General features: G+C 64.0%; 15 protein-coding genes and 1 other RNA gene. 8 read left to right on the top strand and 8 right to left on the bottom strand.

Annotated features, from left to right (window positions below):
* Positions 1-4: 4 nt before the first annotated feature.
* The gene (gene gyrA / locus ABD104_RS08185) at positions 5-2,638 is read right to left on the bottom strand and encodes a DNA gyrase subunit A (protein WP_087836639.1); all 2,634 of its coding nucleotides are present in this window, start codon (positions 2,636-2,638) and stop codon (positions 5-7) included.
* Between the two features lie 153 nt (positions 2,639-2,791).
* Between gyrA and ABD104_RS08190 the strand changes: the two genes are divergently transcribed.
* From ABD104_RS08190 to ABD104_RS08220, 7 genes are all read left to right on the top strand, one after another.
* Positions 2,792-4,144 (top strand): TRZ/ATZ family hydrolase, encoded by a 1,353-nt coding sequence (locus ABD104_RS08190; RefSeq protein ID WP_343927350.1) that lies wholly within the window; start codon positions 2,792-2,794, stop codon positions 4,142-4,144.
* A gap of 98 nt (positions 4,145-4,242) precedes the next feature.
* Positions 4,243-4,884, top strand: coding sequence for an outer membrane protein OmpA (ompA, locus tag ABD104_RS08195; RefSeq protein WP_087836637.1), 642 nt, complete (start codon positions 4,243-4,245; stop codon positions 4,882-4,884).
* A gap of 102 nt (positions 4,885-4,986) precedes the next feature.
* Positions 4,987-5,712 (top strand): bifunctional 2-polyprenyl-6-hydroxyphenol methylase/3-demethylubiquinol 3-O-methyltransferase UbiG, encoded by a 726-nt coding sequence (gene ubiG, locus ABD104_RS08200; RefSeq protein ID WP_087836636.1) that lies wholly within the window; start codon positions 4,987-4,989, stop codon positions 5,710-5,712.
* Entirely contained in the window at positions 5,709-6,374 is a 666-nt protein-coding gene (gph, locus tag ABD104_RS08205; protein ID WP_343927351.1) for a phosphoglycolate phosphatase, read from the top strand. The genes ubiG and gph overlap by 4 nt, the downstream gene beginning before the upstream one ends.
* 68 nt (positions 6,375-6,442) lie before the next feature.
* Positions 6,443-6,865: a transfer-messenger RNA gene (gene ssrA, locus ABD104_RS08210) on the top strand.
* Positions 6,866-7,305: 440 nt separating this feature from the next.
* Positions 7,306-7,584, top strand: coding sequence for a type II toxin-antitoxin system TacA family antitoxin (locus ABD104_RS08215; protein ID WP_029577227.1), 279 nt, complete (start codon positions 7,306-7,308; stop codon positions 7,582-7,584).
* Positions 7,581-8,084, top strand: a complete 504-nt coding sequence (locus ABD104_RS08220) for a GNAT family N-acetyltransferase (RefSeq protein ID WP_053299180.1) — start codon at positions 7,581-7,583, stop codon at positions 8,082-8,084. The genes ABD104_RS08215 and ABD104_RS08220 overlap by 4 nt, the downstream gene beginning before the upstream one ends.
* Positions 8,085-8,099: 15 nt before the next feature.
* Here ABD104_RS08220 and ABD104_RS08225 read toward each other — a convergent pair whose 3' ends face one another.
* The 3 genes from ABD104_RS08225 to ABD104_RS08235 all read right to left on the bottom strand — a co-directional run bounded on the left by ABD104_RS08225 (position 8,100) and on the right by ABD104_RS08235 (position 10,312).
* Positions 8,100-8,531 (bottom strand): LacI family transcriptional regulator, encoded by a 432-nt coding sequence (locus ABD104_RS08225; protein WP_087836634.1) that lies wholly within the window; start codon positions 8,529-8,531, stop codon positions 8,100-8,102.
* Between the two features lie 197 nt (positions 8,532-8,728).
* A protein-coding gene (locus ABD104_RS08230; protein WP_343927352.1) for an IS3 family transposase occupies positions 8,729-9,882 on the bottom strand; the annotation gives its coding sequence in 2 pieces (ribosomal slippage) (positions 8,729-9,615 and positions 9,615-9,882; 1,155 coding nt in all).
* A 127-nt stretch (positions 9,883-10,009) separates the two neighbouring features.
* Complete coding sequence (locus tag ABD104_RS08235) at positions 10,010-10,312, bottom strand: putative quinol monooxygenase (protein WP_007182542.1); 303 nt, start codon at positions 10,310-10,312, stop codon at positions 10,010-10,012.
* A 63-nt stretch (positions 10,313-10,375) separates the two neighbouring features.
* Between ABD104_RS08235 and ABD104_RS08240 the strand changes: the two genes are divergently transcribed.
* Positions 10,376-11,389, top strand: coding sequence for a GlxA family transcriptional regulator (locus ABD104_RS08240; RefSeq protein ID WP_087838242.1), 1,014 nt, complete (start codon positions 10,376-10,378; stop codon positions 11,387-11,389).
* Positions 11,390-11,470: 81 nt separating this feature from the next.
* Here the strand turns inward: ABD104_RS08240 and ABD104_RS08245 are convergent, their stop codons facing one another.
* The 4 genes from ABD104_RS08245 to ABD104_RS08260 all read right to left on the bottom strand — a co-directional run bounded on the left by ABD104_RS08245 (position 11,471) and on the right by ABD104_RS08260 (position 15,919).
* The gene (locus ABD104_RS08245) at positions 11,471-11,824 is read right to left on the bottom strand and encodes a hypothetical protein (RefSeq protein ID WP_343927353.1); all 354 of its coding nucleotides are present in this window, start codon (positions 11,822-11,824) and stop codon (positions 11,471-11,473) included.
* Positions 11,814-12,026 (bottom strand): helix-turn-helix transcriptional regulator, encoded by a 213-nt coding sequence (locus ABD104_RS08250; protein WP_041357364.1) that lies wholly within the window; start codon positions 12,024-12,026, stop codon positions 11,814-11,816. Before ABD104_RS08250 ends, ABD104_RS08245 begins: the two co-directional genes overlap by 11 nt.
* An 83-nt stretch (positions 12,027-12,109) precedes the next feature.
* Positions 12,110-13,234: a Fic family protein gene (locus tag ABD104_RS08255; protein WP_343927354.1), complete on the bottom strand. Its 1,125-nt coding sequence runs from the start codon at positions 13,232-13,234 to the stop codon at positions 12,110-12,112.
* A gap of 447 nt (positions 13,235-13,681) precedes the next feature.
* Positions 13,682-15,919, bottom strand: a complete 2,238-nt coding sequence (locus tag ABD104_RS08260) for a phosphocholine-specific phospholipase C (RefSeq protein WP_343927355.1) — start codon at positions 15,917-15,919, stop codon at positions 13,682-13,684.
* Positions 15,920-16,352: the final 433 nt, after the last annotated feature.

Consider the following 16,352-nt stretch of genomic DNA (forward strand, 5'->3'; position numbering starts at 1 on the left):
CGCCTTATTCGGCCTCGCTGGAAGACGGAGCTTCCGGCCCGGCGTCGGTGCCGTTGCCTTCGGGCTCCTCGGTGTCGGACTCGACCACGCGCTGCACGCCCGACAGGTGCGTGCCCTCGTCGACGTTGATCAGCGTGACGCCCTGCGTGGCCCGGCCCATTTCGCGGATCTCGCTGACGCGCGTACGCACCAGCACGCCGCCGGTGGTGATCAGCATGATCTCGTCGGCCGGATCCACCAGCACGGCGCCCACGACCTTGCCGTTGCGCTCGGACGTCTGGATGGCGATCATGCCCTTGGTGCCCCGGCCATGGCGCGTGTATTCACCGATGGGCGTGCGCTTGCCGTAGCCGTTCTCGGTCGCGGTCAGCACGCTCTGGGTCTCGTTCTCGGCCACCAGCAGCGCGATCACGGTGTGCGACTCCTCCAGCATCATGCCGCGCACGCCCCGGGCCGTGCGTCCCATGGGACGCACGTCGTTCTCGTCGAAGCGCACGGCCTTGCCGGCGTCCGAGAACAGCATCACGTCATGCTTGCCGTCGGTCAGCGAGGCGCCGATGAGGTAGTCGCCCTCGTCCAGGTCGACCGCGATGATGCCGGCCTTGCGCGGGTTGGAGAACTCGGACAGCGGCGTCTTCTTGACCGTGCCCTTGGCGGTGGCCATGAAGACGTAGTGGTCCTCGCTGTACGCCTTGACGGTCAGCACCACGGTGACCTTTTCGCCCTCCGACAGCGGGAACATGTTGACGATGGGCCGGCCGCGCGAGTTGCGCGTGCCCTGCGGCACTTCCCAGACCTTCAGCCAGTAGACCCGGCCGCGGTTGCTGAAGCACAGGATGGAATCGTGCGTGTTGGCGATGAAGAGCTGGTCGATCCAGTCGTCTTCCTTCGTGGCCGTGGCCTGCTTGCCGCGACCGCCGCGCTTCTGGGCGCGATACTCGGACAGCGGCTGGCTCTTGATGTAGCCGGAGTGGGACAGCGTCACCACCATGTCGGTCGGCGTGATGAGGTCCTCGGTGTCGAGCTCGGTCGCGTTCAGCTCGATCTGCGAACGGCGGATGTCCTTCACGTCGGTGCCGAACTCGGCCTTGATAGCCGACAGTTCGTCGCCGATGATGACGGTCACGCGCTCGGGCTTGGCCAGGATGTCGAGCAGGTCGGCGATGTTGGCCATCACGTCCTTGTACTCGCCCACGATCTTGTCCTGCTCCAGGCCGGTCAGGCGCTGCAGGCGCATGTTCAGGATTTCCTGGGCCTGCGTATCGCTCAGGCGGTACAGGCCATCGTCCTGCATGCCGAACTCCTCGCCCAGGCCTTCGGGACGGTAGGCCCCGCGGCCGCCGACCGTGTCGGCCTCGGCGCGCGTCAGCATCTCGCGCACCAGCGACGAATCCCAGGTGCGGGCCATGAGTTCCTGGCGCGCGATGGGCGGCGTGGGGGCAGCCTTGATGATGGCGATGAAATCGTCGATGTTGGCCAGCGCCACGGCCAGGCCTTCGAGCACGTGACCGCGCTCGCGCGCCTTGCGCAGCTGGAACACCGTGCGGCGGGTCACGACCTCGCGCCGGTGCGCCAGGAAATACTCCACCATCTGCTTCAGGTTCAACAGGCGCGGCTGGCCTTCCACCAGCGCCACCAGGTTCATCCCGAAGGTATCCTGCAGCTGGGTGTTCTTGTAGAGGTTGTTGAGCACGACCTCGGGTACTTCGCCGCGCTTGAGCTCGATCACGACACGCATGCCGTCCTTGTCGGACTCGTCGCGGATATCGGAGATGCCTTCGATCTTCTTCTCGTTGACCAGCTCGGCGATGCGCTCGAGCAGCGAACGCTTGTTGACCTGGTACGGGATCTCGTCGACCACGATGGCCTGGCGGCCGCCCTTCTCGACGTCCTCGAAATGGGTCTTGGCCCGCATCACCACCCGGCCGCGGCCGGTGCGATAACCCTCGCGCACGCCGGACATGCCATAGATGATGCCGCCCGTGGGGAAGTCGGGAGCGGGAATGATCTCGATCAGCTCGTCCACCGTGCACTCCGGATTGCGCAGGCAGTACAGGCAGCCGTCGACCACCTCGGCCAGGTTGTGCGGCGGGATGTTGGTGGCCATGCCCACGGCGATGCCGGAACTGCCGTTGACCAGCAGGTTGGGCAGGCGGGCCGGCAGCAGCAGCGGCTCTTTCTCGCTGCCGTCGTAGTTGGGCCCGAAGTCAACCGTTTCCTGGTCGATGTCGGCCAGCAGTTCGTGCGCGATCTTGGCCAGGCGGATTTCGGTGTACCGCATGGCCGCCGCGCCGTCGCCGTCGACCGAGCCGAAGTTGCCCTGGCCGTCCACCAGCATGTAGCGCAGCGAGAACGGCTGCGCCATGCGCACGATCGTGTCGTAGACCGCCTGGTCGCCGTGCGGGTGGTACTTACCGATGACATCGCCGACGATACGGGCCGACTTCTTGTAGGCCCGGTTCCAGTCGTTGTTCAGTTCGTGCATCGCGTACAGCACGCGCCGGTGCACGGGCTTGAGACCGTCCCTCACGTCGGGAAGCGCGCGGCCCACGATCACGCTCATCGCGTAATCCAGGTAGCTGCGGCGCATTTCCTCTTCAAGAGAGATCGGTAGTGTTTCCTTGGCGAAGGAATCCATGGGCAAGCTGCTTCAAGAGGTGTTGTCGCATCCCGCTCGCAAGGCATTTCGCGAGGGCAAAACAGCTTGCGAACGAACGGCGGGCGAAGCTTAAGAGTTTATCACCCCGGCCTGGCGTTATGCTTAGGGCCCCGCCCGCCACCCGACGCGTCCATGGCCCCGACCACCCTGCTGCTTCCCGACTGGCTGATCCCCGTCGAACCCGACCAGGCCGTCCTGGCCGGCCACGGCATCGCCGTGCGCGACGGCCGGATCGCCGACATCGCGCCGCACGCCGTCCTGCGGGACCGCCACCCCGGCGCCGCCGAACGCCCCCTGGCCGGCTGTGCCCTGCTGCCCGGCTTCGTCAACCTGCACACGCACGCAGCCATGAGCCTGTTGCGCGGCGCCGGCGACGACCTGCCGCTCATGGCCTGGCTGCAAGAGCGCATCTGGCCTCTGGAGCGCAAGCTGATGTCGGCCGACTTCGTCTACGACGGCAGCGTCCTCGCCTTCGCCGAGATGCTGGCCGGAGGCACCACCTGCTGCGCCGACATGTATTTCCACCCCGAAGAGGTGGCCCGCGCCGCGCTGTCGATGGGAATCCGCGCGGCGGTGGGCGGCACGGTGTTCGAGATATCCGGCGCGCCGCCGGCCGAGCAGATGCTGGCGCAGGCCCTGGCGGCCCATGAAAAGTACCGCGGCGAACCGGGACTGCGCTTCATGCTGGCTCCCCACGCGCCCTACACGGTGGGCGACGACATGCTGCGCCACCTGGCCGCCGTGGCCGAGGAGGCCGACCTGACCATCGCCATCCACCTGCACGAAACCCGCCAGGAAGTCGAGGAAGCGGTGGCCATGCACGGCATGCGCCCCGCCGAGCGCCTGGCCCATCTCGGCCTGCTGTCGCCCCGGCTGGTGGCCGTGCACGGCGTCCACCTGGACGCCGACGACATCGCGCTGCTGGCGTCCCACGGGGTCAGCCTGGCCCACTGCCCCGCTTCCAACCTCAAGCTCGCCAGCGGCCTCGCGCCGGTTGCCCGCCTGCTCGAGGCCGGCGTCAACCTGGGCATAGGCACCGACGGCGCGGCCAGCAACAACCGCCTGGACATGCTGTCGGAACTGCGGCTGGCGGCCCTGCTGGCCAAGGGCGCCAGCGGCGATGCGCGGGCGCTGCCTGCCCACCGGGCGCTGCACGCGGCCACGCTGGGCGGCGCGAAGGCGCTGGGGTGGGACGACCGGATCGGCTCGGTCGCGGTGGGCAAATATGCCGACCTGGTGGCGATACGGCTCGATTCCGCCCGGCTCGCGCCGGTATTCGACCCGGTGTCCCACGTGGTCTACGCGGCCGGAAGAGAGGACGTGGAAGAGGTATGGATCGACGGCCGGACAGTTGCAAAAAAACTACAACTCACCAATTCACCATCAAAAAGCGATCTCGAAAGGATAATGTCCCGGATATCGCAGTGGCGCTTGCGTGCAGCCGGTGTGATTTCTGGCACAAACACTTACTTATCCCAGGAGTGAGTGGCATGAGAGAACAACCGCAATGCTATACTGGGCATGTATATCCATGTTGCGGCGGGGGTTCGCTGCGAGTTTCATTTCAAGCTAAGAGGAGAAACATGAACAAACGCTCCAAAATTGGAATCTCTCTGGCGCTCGCCTTCGCTGCCGTGACGGCCTCGGGCGTGGCCTCTGCTCAAGCCGGTAAGGTCAACGACAACTGGCAATCGGCGTTCGGCGTGCAAGTCAAGAGCGCTGACGGCCTGTGCTGGCGCAATGGGTTCTGGACCCCCGCCACCGCCGACCCGTCCTGCGATGGCGCGCTGAAGGTCGCTGCGCCCGCCGCTGCCCCGGCTCCTGCCCCCGCTCCCGCCCCGGCTCCGGCTCCCGTGCCCGTTCCGGTCAGCCAGAAGGTCACCTACTCCGCCGACGCCTTCTTCGACTTCGACAAGTCCGTCGTCAAGCCCGAAGCCAAGGCCAAGCTGGACGAGCTGGTCAACCAGATCCGCGGCATCAACCTGGAAGTCGTGATCGCCGTCGGCCACACCGACTCGATCGGTACCGACGCCTACAACCAGCGCCTGTCGGTCCGTCGTGCCGAAGCTGTCAAGGCCTACCTGGTCAGCAAGGGCATCGAAGCCAACCGCGTCTACACCGAAGGCAAGGGCGAGAAGCAGCCCATCGCCGACAACAAGACCGCCGCCGGCCGTGCCAAGAACCGCCGCGTGGAAGTCGAAGTCGTGGGTACGCGCAACAAGTAATCCACTGCCTGACAGTTGGATCCCGGCGGTATCCTTCGGGTACCGCCGGCTGGAACCCCGCTCTGCGGGGTTTATTTTTTTGCCGCCAAACTGGAGTCCGCCATGACCACCACCGCCCAGGAATCCCGGCCCGTCAACGCCGATGCGGCCGAGTTGGCCAAGTTCAGCGCCCTGGCCTCGCGCTGGTGGGACCCGGAAAGCGAATTCAAACCGCTGCATGCCATCAATCCGCTGCGCCTGGAATGGATCAGCCAGATGGCGCACGGGCTGGGAAACAAGACCGTGCTGGACGTCGGTTGCGGCGGCGGCATATTGGCCGAAAGCATGGCGGCTCGCGGCGCCATGGTCACCGGTATCGACCTGGCCGAAAAATCGCTGAAGGTCGCGAAACTCCATAGCCTGGAAAGCGGCGTGAAAGTGGAATACCGCAATATCAGCGTGGAGCAGTTGGCCGATGACCAACCCGGCTCTTTCGATATCGTGACGTGCATGGAGTTACTGGAGCACGTACCGGATCCGGAATCCGTCATCCGGGCCTGCGCCAGGCTGGCCAAACCCGGCGGACACGTTTTTTTCTCGACGCTGAACCGCAATTTAAAATCGTTTACCTTTGCCATACTGGGCGCCGAATACATATTGGGCCTGGTACCGCGAGGCACGCACAGCTACGACCATTTCATCCGCCCCAGCGAACTGTTGGGCGCCGCCCGCGGCGCTGGCCTGGAGGCAGTCGCGATCAAGGGATTGGAATACAACCCCCTGACGAAAATCTACAAACTGAGCAGCGACAGCAGCGTCAATTACATGGTGGCGACGATACGCTCATGAAACCGCTGGTTCTTTTCGATTTCGACGGCACATTGGCCGATACCGCCCCCGACCTTGCCGCCGCCGCCAATCAGCAGCGCCTGCGCCGGGGCCTGCCCGCCCTGCCCTACGAGCAACTGCGTCCCATGGCCTCGCACGGCGCGCGGGGATTGCTGCGCGTGGCGCTCGGGCTGACCCCCGAGTCGCCCGGCTACGAAGCGTGCAAGCAGCAGTTCCTGGACGACTACGCCGCCAACATCGCCGTGCATACCTCCCTCTTCCCCGGGGTGGAAACATTGCTGTCCAGCCTCGTCCAGGAGGGCTGGGCATGGGGCATCGTCACCAACAAGGTCACCCGCTTCACCACGCCGCTGGTGCGCCACCTGGCGCTCGAGCAGCACAGCGCCGTCGTGGTCTGCGGCGACACCACCGCCTACTCGAAACCGCATCCTGAACCGCTGCTGCACGCCGCGCGGGAAGTCGGCGTCGCGCCGCGGCATTGCCTGTACGTGGGCGACGACCAGCGCGACATCGCTGCCGGCAAGGCCGCGGGCATGAAGACCATCGCCACCGCCTACGGCTATTGCGGCGATGGCGTGCCTGTCGAGGCCTGGGGCGCGGACGCGGTCGTCGCCTCGGTCCCGGACTTGCTGCCGGCGATACGGCGCCTGCTGCCGACATGATCCCCCCGGCCGGAGCCGCCTCTTGAAAACCCGCCCCATGGCTCCATATGGGATACAATCCTCCTCAAGGGGCCGTACCGGTTTCGACGGGGGTCGCGAAGCAGCACAGGGCATGTCGAGCACCAGTAAGCTCGTTAAACCACTGGAACGCAAATAAACGCCAACGACGAGCGTTTCGCTCTCGCCGCTTAAGCGGTGAGCCGCTGCACCGATCTGTCCTTGGGTCGGGCGGAGGAAGGGCAACTTTCCTAAGGATCCCTGTCTAGGGCCATAAACCCCCGAAGCAGCCTGATCCTGAACCGCAGCAGTGTCATTCTCAAGGAATCGGTATGAACTGGGGTCACACGGTTCATGCTTAAACTACGTGAATCGCTGTGTGCCGGCCTGTCGGTTGGCTAAGCACACGGTTAAATCCAAATAAATCGACTACACATGTAGAACTGTCTGTAGAGGGCTTCCGGACGCGGGTTCAATTCCCGCCGGCTCCACCAATAACAAAACCCCAACCGTTCTCGGTTGGGGTTTTTTCTTGTCTGATCGCGCCGGTTCCCGCGTGTTGTTGGGGGTTCCAGCGGAAGCCTGCGGACTTCGCCGGTCAGCCTTTCAGCCCGTTCCGGGCCACATTCCACTCTTTCCTGGCCATTCCTCGCTCCGGCCTCGCTCCCTGGAACCGGCCCGAAGTCCGCAAAGGCCACAAGCCAGAGCCATACAGATCAAAGGGTTACGCGCGGACGAATCAAGCGGTTGGATTGCAGCATCGGGTGGCGAAGGACACGCTGCGGGTGCGTTTCGTCGGTAGTTATCGAGAACTACCGACATGTCGCAACGCGAAAGTACGTGCTTGGATGGTGGCTAAGACAAGGAACGTCTTGTCAGGACAATGTCCGGACGGGTACAATAAAAGAATCCAATATCAGTCCGGAGGGGCACCATGAGCACCCTGAATCTTTCCAAGACCGAACGCATTGACGTTCGTGCCAGCACGCCGGTCAAGCAGCTGCTTCAAGAAGCCGCACGCGCCTGCCACAAGAACGTCAGCGAGTTCCTGCTCGACGCGGGCGTGACGGCGGCCGCGCAGACGCTGGCGGATCGTCGCCAGTTCGTGCTGGACGACACACAGTGGCAGGCCTTCCAGGAGGCGCTGGACCGCCCGGTGCAAAGCAAGCCTCGTCTGAAGAAGTTGCTGCGTGAACCTGGGGTGCTGGATTGAGCAATGACTACTCGCCCGTTCGCAAGCTGGCTGCAACAGATCAGGTCGATGCGTTCGACTGCGGCCAGGCCGCGCTGAACCAGTTCCTGCAGCGCTACGCGCTCGTCAACCAGAAGGCCAACAGCGCGCAGACCTATGTCTGCTGCCAGGGTGACGTGGTGGTCGGCTTCTACAGCCTAGCCGTTGGTAGCGTCGATCCGGAAGCCACGCCGTCGAGAGTGATGAAGGGGCTGGCGCGCCACCCGGTGCCGGTCATGATCCTGGCCCGGCTCGCCGTGGACAAGGAGCATCAGCGTAAAGGTCTGGGCCAGGCCTTGCTCAAGGATGCACTGCTGCGCACCGCACAGGCCGCCGACATTGCGGGTATCCGCTGCCTGTTGGTCCATGCCAAGGACGACGCAGCACGGCAGTGGTACGAATCGTGGGAATTCGAGCCCAGCCCGACTGATCCGTACCATCTGTTCCTGATGCTCAAGGATCTCAAAGGCATGTTGAGCTGAGGTGGTGTCTCCACCTCAGAGTCCGACTCTCTCCCGCTGCTCATCCCACAGCGCTGGCGGATCAACCGCCAGATCAAACAGCGTGACGTGGTTCGGCAATTCGTCGTCCAGGATGGCCGCCACGATGTCGGGTGCCAGCGTGGTCAGGTTGACCATCCGGCTGACGTAGCTGTTGTCGATTCCTTCCCGCGTGGCGATCTCCTTCAAGGACTTCGCCTCTCCTGATTCGAGCATCGCCAGCCAGCGGTGACCCCTAGCCAGCGCCAGTTGGATGGAGGTCGGTGCCACGTCCCACGGCCTGACCGGCGCGGTTTCGCCGTTTGGCAAGGTGACCAGTTTGCGGCCGCTGCGGCGTTTGATCTGGATCGGCACTGACAGGGTCAGCCTGCCGTCGCTGGTCTGCAGGATGTCCGGCTCACCGGTCTTCTGGATTCGGATGTCGCTCATGCCAGGGCCTCCGCTTGTTGCTCGACCGGCTCGGGACGCAGTTCAAGCACCAGCCGCTCGATGCCGTTGGCGCGCAGTCGCACTTCGAGGTCATTGGGCGACACGATCACCTTCTCCACCAGCAGCTTGACGATCCGGGTTTGCTCCGCTGGAAACAGTTGTGGGCTTGCCCCGCCTCTCCGGACAGGTTGTTTAACCTAACAAACCGCCGCCTCGAACTGCATGGGGCTGACGTATCCCAGCGTTGAGTGCTGGCGCCTTGTGTTGTAGAACCGCTCGATGTAGTCGAACACCTCGGCCCTGCACTCATCGCGGGACCGGTAAATCCGTCGGCTCAGCCGTTCGGTTTTCAGCGTGGAGAAGAAGCTCTCCATGGCGGCATTATCCCAGCAGTCCCCGCGCTTGCTCATGCTGCACACGATCCCAGCATCGGCCAGCAGCATCTGGAACTGCTCGCTGGTGTACTGGCTGCCCTGGTCGGAGTGGTGCAGGACTTCGCGCGGGCGGCCTCGCCGATGCAACGCCATCATCAGGGCGTCGGTCACCAATTGCGACGTCATGCTGGCCTGCATGGACCAGCCGACGATACGTCGTGAGTACAAGTCCATGACGGCCGCCACGTAGAGCCAGCCCTCTGCTGTCCAGACATAGGTGAAGTCGGCCACCCATTTCTGGTTGGGCGCGCGGGCCGTAAAGTCTCGATCCAGCACGTTGGCGGCAATGGCATGAGCCGATCTTGGCCCCGCATCCGACGGGTGACGACGGCGCTTGGTTCGTGCCACGAGGTTTGCCCGGCGCATCAGACGCGCCACACGATGCCTGCCCCAGTGCTCGCCCCAGGCGCGCAGATCCCGCCATACCCGAGGGCTGCCATACGTCCGATCGCTGGACTGGAAGCTCTCTCGGATACGGCCGATCAATCGCTCGTTGGCCTGTTCCCGAGCGCTGGGCGAGCGGCCATGCCATTCATAAAAGCCGCTGCGCGACACGCCCAAGGTTCGGCATAGCTCGCTGACCGACCAGACGGCCCGATGCCGGGCGATGAACGGATACTTCATGTCTGGTCCTTGGCAAAGTATCCGACCGCTTTTTTTAATATGTCTCGTTCGGTCTTGACCTTGGCCAGCTCCCGCCGTAGTTGCTCGATTTCCTGCTGCTGGGCACTCTTGAGCGGCTTGCCGGGCGTCGGCTCCCATGTGCCGCCGCGCATCTGCCCGACCCAACGCCGTAGAACGCTGGGATCCAAACCCAGGTCCTGAGCCACGCCCGATACGTTGCTATCGGGCTGTTCCGCCAGCCTCACCGCCTCGCGCTTGAACTCGTCCGTGAAATGTCTTCTGTTTCGTGCCATCGCTTCGCTCTCCAGGCATGATCATGCCATCTGATCTGTCCGGAGTAACGGGGCAAGCCCAGATCGCTGCGTAGGGCCGTGTGACCCCCATCCTGCAGCGTGACCTGATTGGGTCAAGGCCGAGTTGTCATGCAGGCAGTTTGGCTGCAAGCAGTTCGACCTTCTCGATATTGGGCGGAGAACTGAGCAAGGTCGCGGCGTTGGCCATCAAGGCCGCGGCGATCTGGCCGTTCAGATGTGCTTGGCGACCTGCCTCATCGGCAAAGGCATCGAACACACCGAACGTCGAAGGGCCAAACTTCAATGCGAACCAGGCAGTGGTGCCGGACTCGGCGTTGGCGAGCGGCAGTGCGCTGGCCAGGAAGTCGGCAAGCGCAGCCTCCTGGCCGGGTTTGGCTTCGAGGCGAACAAACAGGGCGAGCTTGGTCATACTGTAATCCTTTGGGTAAATGGGTTAGGTGAAGGGATCGACGAGCCTGCAGTCTAAATCTTCATGACAGCCATCTCTATAGGCAATAATGACAACTTTGATATCATTGTTGCCATGAAACTCCACATCCTTGTTTGTGATGGCGTGTTTGATCTGGGGCTTGCGGCGCTCACTGACACAGTGGGCTTGGCCAATGCGATGTCGGGCTCGCTGCCACAGGCTCCCGCGCACATAGAGCTCACGCTGGTGGGCGTGCGGCGTCGCATCCGAACTGCGCAAGGCTTGACTGTCCCCGTGGTCACTGCGCATGGTGTGCCCGAACCAGACGTTGTGCTCGTGCCAGCGTTTGGCGACAAGATGCCTGACACGCTCTCGGCTCGGCTCACACGCCCCGACGTGCCCGATGCGGTCGCCATGCTACAGCAGTGGTCCACCGCTGGCGCGCACCTTGGTGCCGCTTGCACCGGTAGTTTCTTGCTTGCAGAGAGTGGCCTGCTTGATGGACATAGTGCCACGACGTCATGGTGGCTGGGGCCGATGTTTCGGCAGCGCTATCCGAACGTCACGCTGGACGAGTCACGCATGATCGTGAACTCGACACGCTTCACCACCGCGGGTGCCGCTTTGGCCCACGTCGACTTGGCCTTGCGCATCATCCGAGGGCGCAGTCCGGCGCTGGCGGCCCTGGTGGCACGCTATCTGCTGGTCGAGACACGCAGTTCGCAAGCCGAGTTCGTGATTCCCGACCACCTTGCGCATGCCGACCCGATGGTGGAGCGCTTCGAGTGCTGGGCCAGACGTCGGCTCGCGCAGGGGTTCTCGCTGGCCGAGGCGGCCAGCGCCGCGGGCACAAGCGAGCGCACCTTGGCGCGGCGGCTGCAAAGCGTTTTGGGCAAGACACCGCTGTCGTATTTCCAGGACCTGCGCGTGGAGCATGCCGTCCATCTCTTGCGCACCGGAAACGCGAGCGTCGACCAAGTCGCCGCACAGGTCGGGTACTCGGATGGGGTGACCCTGCGGGCCCTGTTGCGCCGTAAGCTGGGCCGGGGTGTCAGGGAGTTGCGACGCGGTGGATGACCAGAGGCGTTTGGTGTATGTACGGCTGGAGACCGCCGGGAAACTGACGCAGGCCAAACGGCGCATTTTGACCTGACAAAACTACTGCCCGCCACGGCGCGCAAGCTCCAGTTTGACCCCGGACAAAGTTTTGCTGGCAATGTCGTGGTTGAGCAAATCAATACCTTGATTGAGCAACGCTGTGCACTGACGATTCGGCGGCTCACCGCCCCCGCCGCCGACAATGATGCAGCCGCCGAGCCCACCGTTTGAACTACCGTGCGGACACGGGTTCGATTCAGGGTTTGGGAGTTGAACCGACATCCCATCGCAGACGAGTTTGATGCCCGTTTCCGGCGACTGAATCGCCCAGATGGCCGGCGGTGCCGCCGACGTTGCAAATCGTCGGTACTTGTCGATATCTACCGACGAATCGGAACATTTCTCAGCTGACACTGACCTGGGCCACAACGGTCTTGGTCGAGGTCGCCAGGCACGACTCCTCGTATGCCTCAATGTCGGCCTGCCGGTAGAGCACGCGCCCGCAGAGCTTCAGAAACTTGGGGCCGATCCCCGCGCTGCGCCAGCGCTCAAGGGTGGCCTCACTGATACTCCAGCGGGCAGCGAGTTGTTTTTGATTGAGGTGAGCGACTTCCATCTTGGTCTCCGTCCGAACGAGTTGGCAGGAGTCCATGAAGGCGCTGTTCCGGCCGCGAGCCAAGGCAATTCCAGGAAGCGCCGCTACTCGGGCAGATCATTCAGCTCGTAGCTGGTGCTACGCCCGCCGGCATCCGATTTGCGCAGCACGCCCCGCGTCAGCAGATCGTTGATGTCGCGCAGTGCCGTGTCCGGCGAGCATTTGGCGATGGCCGCCCACTTGCTGCTGGTGAGCTTGCCCTCGAAACCATCGAGCAGCTTGTTCAGCAATTTCACCTGCCGCTCGTTCAACGGGGTCGTCGCCCAGCGCTGCCAGAACCGCGCTTTCGTCAGGACAGCGTCCAGCGTGTGCTGGGCCTGGTCGACGGCGCGATGAAGCGTGTCGAGGAACCACGCAAGCCACTCGGTGACATCCATCGACCGCTTCTGCGTACTCTCCAGGATGTCGTAGTAAGCCTTGCGTTCGCGCTGGATCTGCGCCGACAAACTGTAGAAGCGTTGCGGGCTGCCATCGGCACGCGCCAGCAGCAGATCGCCAATGGCCCGGGCGATACGGCCATTGCCATCATCGAATGGATGCAGAGTGACGAACCACAGATGGCCAAGGCCTGCCTTGAGCAGTGGCGGTTCGTTTGATGTGCCATTCAGCCAGTCGAGGAAGCGGCTGGTTTCGGTCTCGAGGCGATCGGTCGGCGGTGCTTCGAAATGCACCCGCTGGCGGCCGATGGGTCCGGACACCACCTGCATCGGGCCGGTGGCATCGTCGCGCCAGCCGCCGACGTTGATCTTGGAGAGCCCAGAATAGCCGGTAGGAAACAGTGCGGCATGCCAGCCGAACAGACGCTCACGCGACACCAGTGCCTGGCAGTTGGCGGTGGCATCAAGCACCATCTCGACCACGCCTTCGACATGCCGATCGACCGGAGCGAGCGCGCCGATGTCAACGCCCAACCTGCGGGCGATGGACGAGCGCACAGATTCAACGTTGAGCTGCTCGCCTTCGATCTCGCTGGTCTTGACCACGTCCTCGGTGAGCGCCGCGAGACTCGCTTGGTCACGCAAGGCCATGCCGACGTCAGCCAAACGCCCCATCAAGAGCCCTTGGGCACGACTGACCTCAGCCATGGGCTCGGCCAGCGCCGCCAGGTCGAAGCGCCAGTTTGGCCAGTCACTGGCCTGCCAGATGTATTTGTATTCGCCGCTATTCATGCGGAGATTATGGACTGCAATCTCCGCACGCGCAACTCAATCGCCGCGCATTGTGCGGTGAATGTGGTCACCATTCGCCGCATGACGGATCGCCTTGCCCCAGGAATGGGTGTAAATGGGTGTGTTATTGGCTGTGGCAACGGACGCGGGTTCAGTTCCCGTTTCGGGAATTGAACTGGCCACGGAAAGCAGACGAGGTTGAGGCCGTATTCCGACTACCAATCAGTCCGAAAAACCTGCTTGATTGTCCACTGCCGACGGGCGTACCGTCAGGCTTTTCGCTCCGGTTCGCACTGGTTCGCAGCAACCCGCAGCGCTTCGATTCCGTACTTTCAATAGTCGTTTGATGCGGGGTACCACCCCACCACCATATACCGCCAGCATCTGGCGCCAGAATCCCCAGGAAAGCCTCGGCTGTCCTGGGGATTTTTTTCGTCCGTGTATGGCTCAGCCCTGCCCGCCCATCGCCGGATCGCTTACCGCATGCTCGCCCGTTTCGACGCGGCCGGCAAAGCGCCTGCGGAAGGCCGCGTCGGCGCTGCAGCTGACTTCGAAGTCATACCAGCGACCGCTGCCGGCCAACTCCCAGTGCAGGGACTCCTGGGCGCCGGGCGCCACCGTAACGGTCCAGGGGCCATCCTCGCGGTAGGCCCTGGCCGCGACCGTGAAGGTGCAGGCCTGGGTGCCGCCGTTCATCAGTTCCGTGTAGACGTTCCCGTTGGCGATGTCGTAGCAGACGCGGATTTCGGGCTGCACGCCGGTATCAGCGATACGCGCGGTGTCGCCGATGAAGTGACGATGGTAGCCGTTGGGGCCCAGTACCCACAGGTCGTAGCGGCCCAGATTGTCCAGTCCCGCGTTCCAGGTGTCGTCCAGCGTCTTGCCCGCTTCCACCGTATACCGGCGCGGGATCCGGTCCAGGTGATGGCGGTCATAGACGTGGAACACCGCTCCCTGCTTGCCGGTATTCGAGAACAGCAGCTTCACCTGGCCGTCCGGTCCGCAGCGCGCGCTGGTATGCAGCTCGTACGGCAAGGCCCGCGACGGGCGCGTGCCGCTCGCCTGGATCGGCATCTGCAGGTCGGCGGGCAAGGGCATGGCGGGCAGCGCCTGCTGGCTGGAACGCAGCTGGTCCGCGGCCGCGCGCGTGTTGCGGCCGCCCAGCGTAGGCAATGCTTCGTCGTTGGGCGTGGCGAAGTTGAAGGCGCTGGTCAGGTCGCCGCAGACCGCGCGGCGGAACGGGCTGATGTGGGGCTCTTCCACGCCGAAGCGCGCTTCCAGGAAGCGCAGCACCGAAGTGTGGTCGAACACTTGCGAATTGACCCAGCCGCCACGGCTCCACGGCGAGATCACGTACATCGGCACGCGCGGCCCGGGGCCGAAGACGCGGCCGTCCGGAGCGGGCTGGCGGGTGCTGCCGGCCGGCGCGGCCTGCGTGTAGTACTCGGAGGCCAGGCTCGCCTCCGGCAGCGTGGTCTTGCCCGCCAGGGAGAGGTCGGCATTGCGCGACGGCGGCGACGGCGACGGCACGTGGTCGAAGTAGCCGTCGTTCTCGTCGAAGTTGACCAGCAGCACCGTCTTGCTCCAGACCTCCGGCACCGCGGTCAGCGCATCCAGCACCTCCTGGAGGAACCAGGCGCCCTGCACGGGACTGGACGGCCCGGGGTGTTCGCAATAGATGGACGGCGCATTGATCCAGGAAACCTGCGGCAGGCGGCCTTCGCGGATGTCGCGGCGGAAGGCGTCCAGGTAGGAATCCGGCGTGGTGCCCGGCAGGGTATTGGCGATGCCCTTGTACAACGGGTTGCGGGCATTGTCCGTGGCGGGATCGTAGGCGTGGTAGGGCAGGCCCTGGCCCGTGTTGGAATACGGGGCATTGGGCGCGCCGCCGCTCGACACGGGGAAGCCCGACGCCAGGTTGGCGGCACGGAACTGGCGGAAGGCGCCCAGCATGTTGTCGCCCCACTCGTCGGGCATGTTCTGGTAGCAGATCCAGCTGATGCCGGCATCCTCCAGGCGTTCGGCATAGGTCTTCCAGGTATAGCCGATCGCGTCCGAGCCCGGCGTGCCGGGAATGGCGTCCCACTCGTTCGTGACGTAAGCCACGTTCTGCGCGGTGGGCCCGTTGGTGCCGGTGAGATGGAACGACCGGTTGGCGTCGGTGCCCGTGTGCATCGAGCAATGATAGGCGTCACAGAGGGTGAATGCATTGGCCAGGGCAAACTGGAAGGGGATTTCCTGTTCCTTGAAATAGCCCATGGACGTATTGGTCTTGTGGCGCGCCCATTGGCTCATGCGGCCGTCGTCCCAGGCAAGCTGGCTGTCGCCCCAGTCGTGCGGGGTGCCGCTGACGCGCTGCGCGTTGTTGGCCGTCCCGTCCAGGTGATAAGGCGTGAGCAGCGCGCCGTTGCTGCGCTCCTGCTGCCAGACCTTGCGGCCGTTGATCATGGGAATGGTGAAGCGATCGCCGAAGCCGCGCACGCCCTTGAGCGTGCCGAAGTAATGATCGAACGACCGATTCTCCTGCATCAGGATCACGACGTGCTCGACGTCCCGGATGGTGCCGGTCTTGTTGTTGGCGGGGATGGCCAGCGCCTTGCGGATGCTGGGCGGAAAGGTGGCGAGTACGCCGGCGGCGAGGCCGGCGCCCGAAGTGGCTTGCAGAAATCGGCGGCGGGAAGTCATGGATGTCCGTGCGTGGGTCGTGGGAAACGTCGTGCAGCCGTTACGGCGCGCAGCGCAGGTCGGGTTTCGATGGCGTGGTGGGCGGCTGCTCTGTCCCCGGGCCGGAGGAAGGCGGCGATGAATCGTCATCGCTGCCACAGGCGGTCAGGAATGTGGCGACGGCAAGCGCCACGGCGAAGGCTCGCGCAAAGATCGGTATGGGCATGGGTGGGCAGAGTAAAAGGGATGCGACAGGCCAGGCACGAGAAATGTGCGGCGGTGCAAGCCTAGAAAGCCCAGGTGACAACGGGGTGAAAATCGGACGCCGGATTCGCAACGAAATGCGAGCGCGCGGACAGAGGTGGCGGCGGAAATTCAGACAGTCCGATAAGTGGAGAGCTCTGGGCCTGATCCGGCGATAATGCCGGTAAAGGAACCAGAGAGATGACCAAGA

Source organism: Pigmentiphaga daeguensis (assembly GCF_039523035.1).
GTDB lineage: Bacteria > Pseudomonadota > Gammaproteobacteria > Burkholderiales > Burkholderiaceae_B > Pigmentiphaga > Pigmentiphaga daeguensis.